Consider the following 14,260-nt stretch of genomic DNA (forward strand, 5'->3'; position numbering starts at 1 on the left):
GCGCCGGGAAACCTCTTGTCGGCCGAACTTTATATCGATGCATGTCCTTGTCCCGAAACCGCGGCACACTTTCGGGTGACATGCATGCAGCCTCAGCGGATCGACATTTCGCGCGCGATGCGCGGAAAATCCGCCGGCTTGATGCCGATATCGGCGCGGTCGCCATTGCTCATCGCGTTCAAAAGCGCGAGCGCCGCGCGGTAACGCTGGTGTTCCTGCGGCCTTGGCCGAGCGAACATTTCAGTTAAGAACCCCATGACTCAGTTGCCCCGTTGGTCCTCCCGACAACAGAATATAGGTGATTTGTTAAAATTGTGCAGTGCAGCAATTGCATGGCTGCCATGCCGCACGAATTTTTTTCCGCCACGATCGATTTTCCGTGAAACTTTTCGGCAGGCTCAACCGTAGGCACCGGTGCCGGCACATGGCTGGCTTTTTCCTCGCCACTCCTGGCGACCTTGCCGGACTGCACGAAGACGCGGTCCGGCTTTTTATTTGATGCTTCCGGTCGGCAAGAAGCCTGCAATTGTTAATATCGCCAGAAGTCATTTTTAACGAGGGCGTCCTATGTTCGGCAGCATCAACGCATGCCGTGACGACAGGGAGGCTGAGATCGGCACCGGGAACAAGCTCGATTTCGCTTCGTTGCTCGACGACCTGATCGTCGCCTCGGAGAAAGGCGAGGACGAGGGCGCCCGGCCATCCATTCCGTTCGACTATCTGTCCGTGGCCGATGAACTGCATTCCGGCCGCATCAAGGTCGCGGGGGAGAGCGTCGCCGCCGAATATCGCGAGCAAGGCACCGATCTAGCGGCCGAGTTCGCAGCACTTCTCGACCAGGCAAAACTGGCGCTTGCCGGCGAAGAGCGACGGCCGGAGGAAAGGCTGCCGCCGATCGATCCCGAAGCGATCGCCGGCGAGCTCGGTCTCGACCGTCCGGCCAAGAATGCCGATTTCGGCCGCATCCGCCGCAATTTCGCTTTCGCCAATCATCCGGATCGGGTCGCGCCGCATCTGCGTCAGCGGGCCATGATCCGCATGCAGGTGGCCAACATGCTGATCGACGAGGCAAAGCGGCGAGCCTTGGCCGGAGCGCGCCGCTAGCGGCGAAATTCACGCAAAAGTCGAAGACAGCGGGCTTGGAGAACCTCCAGCCTATGCTTTATGCTTGATTTTCCTCCCCGCGCAGCCCGCGCAAAAACCTCCCGCCGGAGACATTCCATGCACAAACGCCGCCTCGGTCGGACCGATCTGCTTGTTTCGCAAATCTGCCTGGGGTCGATGACCTGGGGCCAGCAGAACACCGAGGCCGAAGGCCATGCGCAGATGGATCTGGCATTTTCGCGCGGCGTCAATTTCATCGACACGGCCGAGCTTTACCCGATCCCGCCCAAGGCGGAGACGCAAGGGTGGACCGAGAAGATCATTGGCAGCTGGATGAAGGCCAACGCCAACCGCGACAAGGTCATCCTTGCCTCGAAAGTGGTTGGCCGCACGGCCAACACATGGTTCCGCGGCGATCGTCCGTCGAAGCTGGTGCGCGCCGACATTTTCGATGCTGTCGAGAAATCGCTGGCCAAGCTCGGCACCGACTATATCGACCTCTATCAGATCCACTGGCCGGACCGGGACATTCCGTGGGGCTCGAACCCGACACGCGTGGGAGCGGTGGCGCGCCGGGCCGACGCCGCGGGCGCGCCCGAGGGTGAGACGCCGATTGGCGAAACGCTCGCCGTCTTCGAGGAACTGGTGAAAGCGGGCAAAATCCGCCATCTCGGGCTCTCGAACGAAAGCTCCTGGGGCGTCATGCGGTTTCTATTCGAGGCCGAGAAGGGCGCCGGTCCGCGCGTCGCCTCGCTGCAGAACGCCTACAACCTCGTCAACCGCACCTTCGAGGTGAATCTTGCCGAGGTCTGCGAGCGCGAGGAGATCGCGTTTCTTCCCTATTCGCCGCTGGCGCAGGGCTATCTCACCGGCAAATACAATCATGGCGCGCGGCCGCAGGGTTCGCGCTCGCAGCTCTTCAACCGCGGCCAGCGCTACGAGACGCCGAATGCGGCGGAGGTGCTGCTGGAATACACCGAGCTGGCGCGCTCCTTCGACATGGAGCCGGCGCTCTTCGCCAATGCCTATGTGGCGAGCCGGCCCTTTGTGACCGCGAACATCGTCGGCGCGACCAGCGTCGCGCAGCTCGATATGGCGCTGTCCTCGGCCGACATCACCTGGACGGAAGAGATGCAGAAAGCGGTCGACGCCGTCCACCAGCGGGTCGGCAACCCGTGTCCCTGATCGGGGATCGTTGAGGAAGACGAATCGTTGAGAAAAGACAGGGGGATGGAGGCAATGGCAGATTTTCCGATCGAGGCCGTGCGCGGCAGATTTCCGGCACTCTCGCTGACCGACAAAGGCCGCCGGCGCATCTATCTCGACAATCCCGCCGGCACGCAGGTGCCGCAGGCGGTGGCGGACGCGGTATCGCGCTGCCTGCTCAACACCAACGCCAATCTGGGCGGCTTCTTTGAGACGACGGTTGCGGCGCAGCACGTGGTCGACGGTGCACATGCCGCGATGGCCGATTTCCTGAACGCTCCAAGCGTCGAGGAGATCGTCATCGGCGCCAACATGACGACACTGACCTACCACATGTCGCGCACGCTCGGCCGGACGATGAAGGCCGGCGACGAGATCATCGTCACGCGCATGGACCATGAGGGCAATGTTTCGCCCTGGCTGCAGCTCGCCGAGGATCTCGGCCTCGTCGTGCGCTTCCTGCCGTTCGACGAGCAGAGCTGGCAGGTGGAGGAGGCGGCCCTCAAGGCGCTGCTTTCGGAAAAGACGCGGCTGGTCGCACTGAACTACGCCTCGAACCTCACCGGCTCGATCAACCGGGTGCAGGTGCTGACGGCGATCGCCAGGCAGGCCGGAGCGCTGGTCTATGTCGATGCCGTGCAATTCGCGCCGCACGGGCTGATCGACGTTAAGGCGCTCGGCTGCGATTTCCTGGTCTGCTCGGCCTATAAATTCTTCGGGCCGCATATTGGCATATTGTGGGGGCGCCGCGACGTCATCGATGGTCTCAAGCCCTACAAATGCCGCTGCTCGTCGAACGGCCTGCCGGAGCGTTTCGAACTTGGCACGCCGCAGATCGAGCTGATGGCTGGGCTGACGGCGGCGATCGACTATTTTGCCGATCTCGGCGCTGCCGCTGGCGAGGCCGGGTCGCGGCGGCGGCGGATCGCCAGGGCGTTCGAGGTGTCGATCGCCTACGAGAGCGCGCTGGCCCGGCAACTGATCGAAGGCCTGTCCGATATCGAAGGCCTGATCATCCGCGGCATCACTGATCCGGAGCGCCTCGTCGACCGGGTGCCGACGGTTTCCTTCACCGTCGAGGGCATGGCGCCGGAAACGATCGTGCGGCAGATGAACGCCGAAAACATCTTCCTGTGGTCAGGCCACAATTATGCGTGGGAGATCGTCCACCAACTCGGCATACCGGCCGAGCAAGGCGTCGTGCGCGTCGGCATTGCCCATTACAACACGGCGGCCGAGATCAGGGAGACCCTGGAAAGCGTGCACCGCGTGATCGCGATGCTGAGGCAGGAACGTTCCTAAGCTGTCTTCCCGCCGCCGAAACCGGTCAGGAAAGCGGTGAGGTTGTCGCCGAGCGCATCGCAAAGATAGCCGCCTTCCTGGACGATGACCGTCGGCAGGCCGAGCCCGGCAATCGCCTCGCCGATGCGCGAGAAGCCCGGTGTCGTCACCGACAGGCCACCGAAGGGATCGCCCTCGAAAGCGTCGAGGCCGAGCGCCACGACCAGCGCTTCCGGCGCGAAGGCGCGGATGCGCTGGCAGGCCGTCGCCAGCGCTTCGAGAAACGCTGCGTCGCCGGATTTGCGCGGCAGCGGCAGGTTGAGATTGTAGCCGAGGCCGGGGCCTTCGCCGCGCTCGTCGGCATGGCCCCAGAAGAACGGATAGAAACGCACCGGATCGGCGTGCAGCGAGACGGTGAGCACGTCGGACCGGGCATAGAAGATGCCTTGCGTGCCGTTGCCGTGGTGCAGGTCGACGTCGAGGATGGCGACGCGCGCGGTGTTCTTGCGCAACGCCTGCGCCGCTACCGCCGAATTGTTGATGAAGCAGAAGCCGCCGGCGACATCGGCGAAGGCATGGTGGCCCGGTGGGCGGCAGAGCGCATAGGCCGATGGCGCGCCGGCCACTACCGCCTCAGCGGCTTCCACCGCGCTCCAGGCGCTCCACAGCGCGCTGTTCCAGGTCTCGGCCGAGATCGGGCAGGCAGTGTCGGCCATGTGGTAGCCGGCCTGGCCGACCGCCGACGCGGGATAGGAGCCGTTGCGGGCGATCGGGTGGATGTTCGGGATGACTTCCGCCGAGGCGCCTTCGATGCGCTGCCAGCGTTCGAAGATGTGCTCGAGGAAGTCCAGATATTCAGGCGTATGTACCGCCGCGATCGGGCCAAGGCCGTGATTTCTCGGCCGTTCGACTGTCAAATCGGCTGATCTTGCGCCGGCTAACAATCTTTCGATGCGCTCCGGCTTTTCCGGGTTGGGCTGCGGCGCGCCGCTGGAGAGGAAGGCCCTCGGATCATGGCGTTTCTGCTCCTCGGCATAGAAGGCTTTCATGGTCATTCCTCCGGCGTCTCGGCAAAGGCGAAGAAGGCGTCGCCGACGATCTTTTGCACCTGCTCGGAGCTCGACCAGGCGATGCCCAGTCTCTCATAGAAGGCTCTGGCCGTTTCATTGTCGGTATCGACGGACAGCCTCAGATAGACGCCACCCGCCGCGCGGCACTCCTGGGCCACGCGTCGAAGCAGTTTTTCGCCGATCCGGCGGCCGCGGAAGCGATCCTCGACATAAAGATCCTGCACATAGACGCCTGGACGGCCCATCCAGGTGGAGAAGATCGGGAAATGCAGGCAAAGCCCGGCGAATTCGCCGTCGACCTCGGCGATCAGTGTCGAGAAGGCGGGGTTTGTACCGAAGCCGTAGCGACGGAGGTCATCGGGCGTCGAGGTGATTTCCTGATGCGCGCCGATGTGGGTGCCGAGGCGCAGCAGGGCTGCGTGGATGGTCTCGACGTCGTCGATGCGGCCGGGGCGAAGGGTGACGGTTTGGGAGGTTGCGGCCTTGTTCATTGGGAGCATGGCGCCCAGGCACCCCCCTCTGTCCTACCGGACATCTCCCCCGCAAGGGGGGAGATCAGCAGTTCTGCCGACGGCGCTGTTCCTGCAATGTCGGCGATTGGCGAAAGCGGAGGCGATATCCAATCTCCCCCCTTGCGGGGGAGATGGCCGGCAGGCCAGAGGGGGGTGGGCCGGAGCGCAAGCATCTCAGATTGGCTTTACCTTAAACGCCACCAACCCTCATCCTTCCACCGGCAGATCGAGTTCCTGCGCCAGCGCCTCCAGCGAGTCGCCGATGATGGAAATCATCTCGCCAATCTGTTCGCGCGTGATGATCATCGGTGGCGCCACCATGAAATTGTCGCCGTCGACGCCGCCCTTGACCTTGCGGCCATAGATGATCAGGCCGCGCGCATAAGCGTGATCGAGCAGGCGCTGCGTCGCCTTGCGGGCCGGGTCGATGGGCTTCAGGGTTTCGGGATCGGCGACCATTTCGCTGCCGGTGAGCAAGCCCTTGCCGCGCACGTCGGCGATGAAGGGGAAGCGTTTTTGCAACGCCTTCAACTCTGCGATCAGCACGTCGCCCATGGCGGCGGCGTTGGCGATGAGGTCGAGCCGGTCCATTTCACCAAGGACGGCAAGGCCGGCGGCGCAGGCCAGCGGATTGCCGGCATAGGTGTGGCCATGCTGGAAGCCGCCTGACGCAAGCAGCGGTTCGACCAGGCGCATCGGCGCGGCAAGGGCGCCGAGCGGCGCGTAGCCCGAACCGAGGCCCTTCGACAGCGCGATGATGTCAGGCCTGCAGTTCCAGTGGTCGCCGCCGAGGAATTTGCCCGTCCTGCCGGCGCCGCTCATCACCTCGTCGTGGATCAGAAGGATGCCGTAGCGGTCGCAGATCTCGCGGATGCGCGGATAGTAGCTGTCGGGCGCGACAAGGGCCGCCGTCGCCGCACCCCCGATCGGCTCCATGATGAAGGCGAGCACGCTTTCCTGCCCTTCGGCGAGAATCTTCTCCTCCAGCATGTCGGCGTAGCGGATGCCGCGCTGTTCCATCGAAAGGTTGTCGCGGTCGCGCCATGCCGTCGGTGCCGGGACCGTCGGCATCACCCGCATCATCGGTGTGAAGGTCTCGGCCAGCGCATCGTCGCCGGTGACGGATAGCGAGCCCAGCGTGCCGCCATGGTAGGAGGGGAAGCGCGTGATCACCTTCCAGCGCTTGGGCTGGCCGGTGGCAACCGCCCATTGCCGGGCAAGCTTGATACAGGATTCCGTCGCTTCCGAACCACCGGAAACGAAGAAGATGCGGTCCATGCCCTCGGGAAGTTTTCCGGCCAGCTGGCGCGCCAACTCTTCGGCGGGTTCGTTCTCGAAATGCAGCCGGTAGGCAAAAGTGGTCTTGTCCATCTGCCGCTTCATGGCGTCGAGCACGTTGCGGTTGGAATGGCCGATATTGGCGACCATCGGCCCACTCGAGCCGTCGATGAAGCGGCGGCCGTCCTTGGTCCAGAAATAGATGCCTTCGGCGCGGTCGACGAGGGGCCGGCGCAGGCTGGAGAGATAGAACAAATGCGACGGCGGCCGAGCTTCGATTTCGGGCGAGGGCTTGGCTTGGGACTTCGGCATGTCAGGACTTTCCAAGATAGCGGTCGAGAACATTTTTCGTCACGCGTTCGACCATCGCGTCCTGCCTTAGCAGGCCGGCGACCCATTCGCAGCTTCCGGCATGGAAGACTTCGCCCTTGCCGCGCGGAAAATTGACGATCATGCCGTTGCCGCGCTTGACCTTGTCGAGATTGGCGTCGCTCGCCTCGCCGAACAAAGTCTCGGCGGTGAAGCGGCCATCCTCGTCGGTGAGGAACTGGTCCTCCATCGGGATATCGGCGCTCTCCTCGACCTGGCTCGCCATGCCGACGGCCAGCACCTGCAAGCCGTCCGGCGCGCCGCTGGTCGCGGTCGGGTAGGGCAGGCCGCCACGGATCTCGAAATCAAGGCCGTCGACCTCATAGCCATAGACATGGCTGTCGGCGCCGAGCAGGTCGCCATAATAGATGCCGGTGCCGGCGAAGACCCAGTGCTCGGGCCGATAGACCGGAAAGCCGCGCACGCCGCGCGGCGCGCAGCCGCCCCAGCCGGCATAGACGCCCCTGGTCGCGTTGAGGCCGAAGGTTGCGCTGCCCGGACGGCCGATCTCCGGCGCTTCCCAGGAATTGGTGGCGCGGGTGACGTCGCCGCCTCGATAGGCGGGGTCCTCGGCGCGGGCGCGGTATTTGTAGCAGACCTGGCGGCGGCCTTCGTCCTCGAGCCTGGTCTGCCACATGAAATTGCCGGCGAAGCGCGCCGCATGGCCGCCGCCGGTCACATAGGCGTCGACCGCGTCGCGCATCTCCCATGTCCAGTATTCGTCATGACCGACGAAGACGACGCAGTCGTAGCCGTCGAGGATTTCCGGCGAGAAATGCAGTTCGTGCTGGCTGGCGAGATCGACTGCATAGCCGTCGCGCTCGGCGAAGCGGAAGAAATGACTGTCATAGCTTGCCCAGCCGGAAGAGGCGTATTTTTTCGAATGTCCGGTGGCGAAAGCCCATTCCATATGCGGATAGCGCGGCACGGTTTTCTGGGGCACGGCGACCTCCAGCGGCACGCGCGGCGCATCCTTGGGGAGCACAACGAAGCCGCGGCACCAGGGGCGCTGCGTCGACACCATGGTCGCATACTGGTCGCGGTTCGGGCCGGTGATGCCCTGATAATGGTTGGAACCGCCCCAGGTGTTGTAGGCGAGCCAGGTGCCGGTCGCGGCGACCTGCAGCAGCCGGCCGGGCTTGCGGCCGGGATGGGGCGAGACGATGAAGAGGTGATGGCTGTGGATCAGCTTGCCGTCTCGGCCATCGGCCAAGAGCGTGACGCGATAGGCGCCGGATGGCCAGTCGTCGCCAATGCTGAATTCGAAAGAGGCTTCCCAACCGCAGCCTTCGACCGAGCATTGGTCGGGTGTGTCCTGCCAGCGCGCCGACAGGCCGCCTTTCTCGAGGACTTTGGTTTCAACCGCTCCGTCGCGGGTGACGACGATGCTGAATTGCGGCGCCGTCGAGCTCACATAGAGCGTCACCGTCTCACCCTGACGATAGGAAAACCGGTCGCTGTAGCACCAGATCTCGCCGCTCGAACCGTCCATGCCCGGCCATTCGTAGTAGTGGCCACGCACCGCCTCGCGGCGCTGTTCGGGCGTCAGCCCGAAATCGGGGAATTTGGTGGGCAGTTGCGTCAAGGAACACCTGAGGTCACGAGGCCGTCATTGAGACCATCGACCGGCCGAGCGTCAAATGGAAAGCATCGGACCAGCAGGCAGTTGCGCTTGGCGATATCCGGCAAACCGATTATCTCATCGTGGGGCGACGCTTCAACGCCGGGAGCCGACATGCTGCGAGTACAAAAGGTCAAGGTCGACGACATCTACGTGCCGACGGCGCGGCGCAAGACGCTGCATCCCGAAACCGTGCGCCATCTCGCCGAGGACATTCTCGAGAATGGCATGAAGACGCCGATCCAGGTGCGCCACGACGGCAAGCGCCACATCCTGGTCGAAGGGCTGCACCGGCTCGAAGCCGCCAAATGGCTGGGTGAGACCGAGATCGACGCCTATCTCGTTCAGGCCAAGCGCCACTGATCTCTTCGCCCGGGCCGCGGCATCACCGCAATCGATCGCATCCCATCAATGTTTTTTGATTGACCCGGTCAGGCCGGCCGCTACCGTGCCGGCATTTCCTCGAAACAGGTGTCGGCGATGACCAAATATGAGGGCGGGTGCCTGTGCGGCGCGGTGCGTTACAGGGCCGAGGCCGAGCCGATCAACGAACGCGTCTGCCATTGCCGGATCTGCCAGAGAGCAATCGGCGCGGCCTTCAACGCCCGCCTGCTCTTCCGCATCGACGACGTGACCATCGAAGGGCCGGTGGCGACAATCAATTCCACGCCGGACCTCAAGCGCGGCTTCTGCCCGGTCTGCGGCACGACGATGTTCTCGCGGCGTGACTCCAGGGGCATTCTCGGCGTCACGTCGGGCTCGCTCGACGACCCATCGCTGTTCAAGCCCGACGTGCATTTCTGGACCGCCTCGAAGCAGCCCTGGGTGATGTTTGACGATGGCCTGCCGCAATATGAGAGCGCGCCGCCGGCGTAGCGTTTTACCTTGGTGGCCGAGCGAAGCTCGGTCGGATGAGGGGTGTTCCAGAAGACACCGACGTCTCATTCCGCTGGAGCACCCCTCATCCGTCTCGGTGCTACGCGCCGATCCACCTTCTCTCACAAGGGGAGAAGGAAAAACTGCACAAAAAATTCATCTTCGATTCACGAGATAGCCGGCAAAGCGTCATTGGCGGGCCATCTTTGGCTGCCTATCTAAGCGCCATGCGGGCAGGCACCGAGGAGGCGCGGATGAGCGAGAGCATCAACACCCTGGACGAGCTTTTGAACGACCCGATGATCCAGCTTGTGATGGCGCGCGACCGCGTGCGACCGGCCGAGCTTCGCCTGCTTCTGGAAAAGGCTCGCGACAGGGCTGGCGACGATTCTCGCATCGACCAGGCTTCGGTGCCGCCCGCGCATGTGGTGGCAAGAAGCTGCCTGAAGCAGTGGCTGTACCGCTGAGGCAGCTCCAGGGAAAATTGGTCAGCTCGAATGCGCGGGCAGGTAACTGTAGTGATCGCGTAAATAGGCGAGCTTGAAGCCGAGCCGGTCGTAATTGCGATACGCCGGCCCGTCGCGATCGGGGAGCGGCGCCTCGATATCGGTGACAAACAGTTTCGCGCCGGCGGCGATGCCGTCGCGAACCAGTCTTTCCCCAAGCATGGCATCAAGATCGAAGCTCGGCGCCATGATGCCTGGCACCGGCGCGTCGATGCCGCTCCAGGCGGCGCCGTCAGCGCCGATAAAGAGCGAGCGCACCGCGGCGACCGCGCCCCTGCGTTTCAGCATGTAATGACGCCAACCCTTGCGGCCGACAAGCGCCATGAGCCAGGGCGAGGTGGGAAGCCTGTATTTGGCATCGAGAAAGGAAGCCCACTCCGAAGCTGTCCTGGGCGTGACCTCCTCGACCACCAGATCGTCGACCGGGATCAGCGGGTCACCCTGGAAAAGCGGTTCGTCCGGCAGCGGCGTCGCGTCGCGATAGATGCGCTCCCAGCCGCCCTGGTGCTGCAGGCCGCGGGCTTCCAGCCAGCATCTCAGCCGCGACGGCTCGGTGTGTGGATTGGTATAGAACCACGGCCGCCTGATGCCCGCGTCGCGATAATGCGCGAGCAGCGCGTCGAGCTGAGCCTCCGAGGCCGGGCTGTCGACGCCGATATTCTTCACGCAGTTGAAATGGATGAACGGGATCGTCGTGCAGGTGGTCCAGACAAGGTCGCCCTCGCTCGCGATCGACAGCCCTTGCCGCGCCGCGAAGTCCGCGGGCGCCGCCTCGTAAAGATCGAGCCAGGCGGCGACTTCGGCGCGCTCGATGGCGCGGCTGACATCACGCGCGACCTCCTCGATCGCGATTTCCGCAACATGCGTTTCCGGCGGCATGACTGGCTGCAGTTCCGAGAGGGCGGCGGTCGACATGGAGATGCTCCTCCGAATTACCTTACAGTGTAAGATTAGCGGATGATAATATGGAGATGACCGTTGTCAAGCAGGATTAGTGGCACCTTACAAATCCGTGAGTTGGAATCACGCTATCGTGAGGCTAAGCCTGTCCTCGAAGGCTTTTCGAATGACGATTCACTTTTGCCTCCGACCACCGGGGCGCTGGGAAAAGGGTTGAGATGACCGACGTCTGCACTCAAGGACTGGATACCGGCTTTGTCGGCCTGGGTTATGCCAAGGTGGCATTTCTGGGCATCGTGCAAGGCATCACCGAATTGCTGCCGATCTCGTCGACGGCTCATATGCGCATCGTGCCGGCCGTGCTCGGCTGGCAGGACCCGGGTTCGGCCTTCTCCGCCGCCATGCAGCTGGCGGCGCTGGCGGCGGTGATCAGCTATTTCTGGAGCGATGTCAGGGACGTGGTGTTCGGATCGCTTTCGGCGATCTCGCGCCGCGATTTCGGCGACCGCTATTTGCGTCTCGCGATCAGCATCGTGCTTGCCACCGTCCCGATCGTCATTGCCGGCCTGGCGCTTTCCGGCGTGCTCAACGCCTGCAATTCGCCATTGCGCGGCCTGACTGTCATCGGCTTGGCCTGTATCGCCATGGCGATCCTTTTGGCCCTCGCCGAAATCTTCGCCAGCCACAAGCTGTTGCTGCGGCAGGCGTCGATCCTCGACGCGCTGCTGGTCGGCGTCGCCCAGGTCGGCGCGCTTATACCCGGCGTCTCGCGCTCGGGCTCGACGCTGACGGCGGCGATGGGGCTGGGCTTCGCCCGGCCCGAGGCAGCGCGCCTGTCATTCCTGCTTGGCTTGCCCGCCATTGCGCTGGCCGGCCTCAAGGAGCTTTGGGAACTGCACAAGGTGCATCTCGACGCGCATGGCTGGTCGATCCTGGCCGTCGGCCTTATCGTTGCATCGATCTCGGCTTTCTTCGCGATATGGGGGCTGATGCGTGTGCTCGAGCGCTTCTCCGCCTGGCCGTTCGTGATCTATCGCGGGTTGCTTGGCGTGGTGCTGCTGATCGGCGTCGCCACCGGCTGGCTCACCTAGAGGTCTCGGCCCTATCCGCTATATCGACGCTGACCCTCGGGTGCGCTGATGGATCTTGTGACACTGCTGCAATCTGTGCCCTTGCTGGCCACGCTGGTGAAGTCGGCGGTGCCTGCCGCCGTTGGCGCCGGTATGGGCCTTGGCCAATGGCTGGCCGCGCTGCCGCCTTGCCGCAACCAGGTTTTCGAGAGCGCGACCTATCTGGTCTGCGAGACCGATCCGAAGCACTTTTCCATAGAGTTGTTCTGGAAGAACAAGGATGGCGACCTCTACCGATCGCTGCACAATCTGCGCGGCGCGCAGCAAGCGATGGGACGCACCATGCTCTTCGGCATCAATGCCGGCATGTACCATCCGGACCTCGCGCCGGTCGGCCTCTATGTCGAGCGCGGCGAACAGATCACGCCGGCGAAGAGCGGATCTGGCACCGGCAATTTCTCCATGCAGCCCAACGGCATCTTTTATCTCAGCGCCGGCAAGGCCGGGGTTCGCGCGACCAAGGATTACCTGAAGCGTCCGCCGCGCGTGGATTACGCCACCCAGTCCGGGCCGATGCTGGTCATCGACGGCAAGCTGCATCCGAAATTTCGTTACGACGGCACCTCGCGAAAGATCCGCGATGGCGTGGGCGTGCGCGCCGACGGCGTCGCGGTCTTCGCGATCTCGGACGACGTCGTCACCTTCCATGAATTCGCGCGGCTGTTCCGCGACCAGCTCGGCTGCCCGAACGCGCTCTTCCTCGACGGCTCCATTTCGAGCCTCTATGCGCCTGGCATCGGCCGCAACGACGATTTCTGGAATCTTGGGCCGATGATCGGCGTGTTCAGGCGCTAGCCGAGAGGCGTCTTTCGGCGTGGCAGCGAATCATCCGGTCGCGCCAAAAGTAAATTTTGATTCAAACTTTGTTGGTAATTTCTCATTAGGAATGGGGTTTCCGGCGGCGCTGTTCCTGCCTTCGGTCTGTTTTTGTTTTGCGTACAGGTCAAGATGCGGATTTTTGGCGTCGTCAGTTTCGTGCTCGCATCGCTTAGCCTTGCCGGCTGCTCGTCCACGTCGGGCGTCGATGCCTTGCAAATGCCGTCCAACGAGACGACGAGCTCGGTCGTGCGGCCGAGCGCGCCGGTGTCGAAGGGCGTGAGAACCGCCGTGACGGAAAAAACCGTCGACACCGCGTCGATGTCGGGCGCTTCGCGCTTCAAGCCGCCGGCGCCGCTGCTTGACGAGAGTAACGCGAGCTCCGACGACGATAACTCGCGCCCATTTGGCCTTGCCGAGGAGGAGACGGTGAACTTCCCGGCGCAGGGTCTCCCGGACAGCACCGAGCCGCCGGTGCAGGAGGCAGCGCTCGTCTCGCCGCCGAAGCGGCTGTCGCGCGCGGCACCCGCGATGCTCGCCGGTCCGGTCACCCGCTACGCGTTCCGTGACGCCAAGCCGATCAATTTCGGCCGCGCCTCGCCCCGCCATCTTGCCGTGCACGGCGTCGACGTCTCGCGCTGGCAGGGCGACATCAACTGGGGGAAGCTGCGCGCCCAGGGCGCCAACTTCGCCTACATCAAGGCGACCGACGGCGGCGACCATCTCGATCCGATGTTCATGAAGAACTGGCGCAACGCCGATGCCGCCGGGCTGAAGCGCGGCGCCTATCATTTCTTCTACTGGTGCCGCACCGCCGGCGAGCAGGCCGACTGGTTCATCCGCAACGTGCCGAAGATGGACGGTGCGCTGCCGCCGGTCATCGACGTCGAGTGGAACGGAGAGTCCTCCTGCAAGCGGCGGCCTTCGCGCGAAAAGGTGCTGGAGAAGATGCAGGTGTTCATGGACAAGCTGGAGCGTCACTACGGCCAGCGCCCCGTCATCTACACCAGCCCCGACTTCTACCGCGACAATCTGCGCGGCGCCTTCCTCGATTATCCGTTCTGGCTGCGCGCCGTGGCCGCACATCCGTCAAAGGTCTATCCGGGCCGCAAGTGGCTGTTCTGGCAATATTCCGGCTCTGGCCTGTCGCATGGCGTAAGCGGCCGCATCGACCTCAATGTCTTCCACGGCGACGAGCGGCAATGGCGCGCCTGGCTCGGCGGCGGGCAGATGGTGGCCGACGCGGACTGAGCGCATTTTCCCTTCTCCCCTTGTGGGGTGAGAAGTGGTCCGCGCAGCGGACGAAAAGCCAATTGCTTGGCTTTTCGAGCTTCGAACGCCCTGAGCCTGCGAAGGGCCGGATGAGGGTGTTCCAGGGAACGCCGTCCCTTTGAAGTATTGGGCCGCAGCGCGCCTTCGTCATCCACGGGCGAAGCAAGGAGCGAAGCGACGCGCGCAGACCCGAGGATCCATGCCGTGACCTGCTTCGTAGGGCGCAACGGTGCAGAATTCTGAACTGCTGCAACGCCTTGATGTCACGGCATGGATTCCAGGGTCTGCGCGCGTCGCTTCGCTCCTTGCTTCGCCCTGG

General features: G+C 63.7%; 14 protein-coding genes and 2 pseudogenes. 10 read left to right on the plus strand and 6 right to left on the minus strand.

All coding sequences use genetic code 11. The features are described from left to right. Positions 1-92: 92 nt before the first annotated feature. Positions 93-239: a hypothetical protein gene (locus RFM98_RS02940; protein ID WP_320307550.1), complete on the minus strand. Its 147-nt coding sequence runs from the start codon at positions 237-239 to the stop codon at positions 93-95. A 328-nt stretch (positions 240-567) separates the two neighbouring features. Here RFM98_RS02940 and RFM98_RS02945 point away from each other — a divergent pair, with 328 nt between their 5' ends. The 3 genes from RFM98_RS02945 (at position 568) to RFM98_RS02955 (ending at position 3,612) form a co-directional block, all read left to right on the plus strand. Further along, positions 568-1,104 carry a hypothetical protein gene (locus RFM98_RS02945; RefSeq protein WP_430682242.1) on the plus strand — a complete coding sequence of 179 codons (537 nt, stop codon included), beginning with the start codon at positions 568-570 and terminating at the stop codon, positions 1,102-1,104. A 117-nt stretch (positions 1,105-1,221) separates the two neighbouring features. Next, complete coding sequence (locus RFM98_RS02950; RefSeq protein ID WP_320307417.1) at positions 1,222-2,289, plus strand: aldo/keto reductase; 1,068 nt, start codon at positions 1,222-1,224, stop codon at positions 2,287-2,289. A 54-nt stretch (positions 2,290-2,343) separates the two neighbouring features. After that, complete coding sequence (locus RFM98_RS02955) at positions 2,344-3,612, plus strand: cysteine desulfurase-like protein (RefSeq protein ID WP_320307418.1); 1,269 nt, start codon at positions 2,344-2,346, stop codon at positions 3,610-3,612. Here the strand turns inward: RFM98_RS02955 and RFM98_RS02960 are convergent. The 4 genes from RFM98_RS02960 to RFM98_RS02975 form a co-directional block, all read right to left on the minus strand. Then, positions 3,609-4,640, minus strand: a complete 1,032-nt coding sequence (locus tag RFM98_RS02960) for a histone deacetylase family protein (protein ID WP_320307419.1) — start codon at positions 4,638-4,640, stop codon at positions 3,609-3,611. The two genes, RFM98_RS02955 and RFM98_RS02960, sit on opposite strands and share 4 nt — an antisense overlap. 2 nt (positions 4,641-4,642) lie before the next feature. Continuing rightward, entirely contained in the window at positions 4,643-5,152 is a 510-nt protein-coding gene (locus tag RFM98_RS02965) for a GNAT family N-acetyltransferase (RefSeq protein ID WP_430682243.1), read from the minus strand. Between the two features lie 228 nt (positions 5,153-5,380). Further along, the gene (locus tag RFM98_RS02970) at positions 5,381-6,763 is read right to left on the minus strand and encodes an aminotransferase family protein (RefSeq protein WP_320307421.1); all 1,383 of its coding nucleotides are present in this window, start codon (positions 6,761-6,763) and stop codon (positions 5,381-5,383) included. A gap of 1 nt (position 6,764) precedes the next feature. Then, positions 6,765-8,405: a N,N-dimethylformamidase beta subunit family domain-containing protein gene (locus RFM98_RS02975; RefSeq protein WP_320307422.1), complete on the minus strand. Its 1,641-nt coding sequence runs from the start codon at positions 8,403-8,405 to the stop codon at positions 6,765-6,767. Between the two features lie 150 nt (positions 8,406-8,555). Between RFM98_RS02975 and RFM98_RS02980 the strand changes: the two genes are divergently transcribed. The 3 genes from RFM98_RS02980 (at position 8,556) to RFM98_RS02990 (ending at position 9,784) form a co-directional block, all read left to right on the plus strand. Continuing rightward, complete coding sequence (locus RFM98_RS02980; RefSeq protein ID WP_095490758.1) at positions 8,556-8,804, plus strand: ParB N-terminal domain-containing protein; 249 nt, start codon at positions 8,556-8,558, stop codon at positions 8,802-8,804. A 117-nt stretch (positions 8,805-8,921) separates the two neighbouring features. Further along, on the plus strand, positions 8,922-9,317 hold the full coding sequence (locus RFM98_RS02985; protein WP_320307423.1) for a GFA family protein: 396 nt from the start codon (positions 8,922-8,924) through the stop codon (positions 9,315-9,317). A 35-nt stretch (positions 9,318-9,352) separates the two neighbouring features. Further along, positions 9,353-9,784: a hypothetical protein gene (locus RFM98_RS02990; protein WP_320307424.1), complete on the plus strand. Its 432-nt coding sequence runs from the start codon at positions 9,353-9,355 to the stop codon at positions 9,782-9,784. Between the two features lie 21 nt (positions 9,785-9,805). Here RFM98_RS02990 and RFM98_RS02995 read toward each other — a convergent pair whose 3' ends face one another. After that, complete coding sequence (locus RFM98_RS02995; protein WP_320307425.1) at positions 9,806-10,738, minus strand: hypothetical protein; 933 nt, start codon at positions 10,736-10,738, stop codon at positions 9,806-9,808. A 203-nt stretch (positions 10,739-10,941) separates the two neighbouring features. Between RFM98_RS02995 and RFM98_RS03000 the strand changes: the two genes are divergently transcribed. The 4 genes and pseudogenes from RFM98_RS03000 to RFM98_RS03010 all read left to right on the plus strand — a co-directional run. Beyond that, complete coding sequence (locus RFM98_RS03000; RefSeq protein WP_320307426.1) at positions 10,942-11,814, plus strand: undecaprenyl-diphosphate phosphatase; 873 nt, start codon at positions 10,942-10,944, stop codon at positions 11,812-11,814. A gap of 48 nt (positions 11,815-11,862) precedes the next feature. Further along, positions 11,863-12,648, plus strand: a complete 786-nt coding sequence (locus RFM98_RS03005; protein WP_320307427.1) for a phosphodiester glycosidase family protein — start codon at positions 11,863-11,865, stop codon at positions 12,646-12,648. Between the two features lie 153 nt (positions 12,649-12,801). Further along, a pseudogene (locus tag RFM98_RS31320) lies at positions 12,802-12,940 on the plus strand (glycoside hydrolase family 25 protein); the annotation flags it as partial. A gap of 122 nt (positions 12,941-13,062) precedes the next feature. Continuing rightward, positions 13,063-13,920 (plus strand): annotated as a pseudogene (locus RFM98_RS03010) (glycoside hydrolase family 25 protein); the annotation flags it as partial. Positions 13,921-14,260 lie beyond the last annotated feature (340 nt).

This window comes from Mesorhizobium australafricanum (assembly GCF_033977265.1).
Classification (GTDB): Bacteria; Pseudomonadota; Alphaproteobacteria; order Rhizobiales; family Rhizobiaceae; genus Mesorhizobium; species Mesorhizobium australafricanum.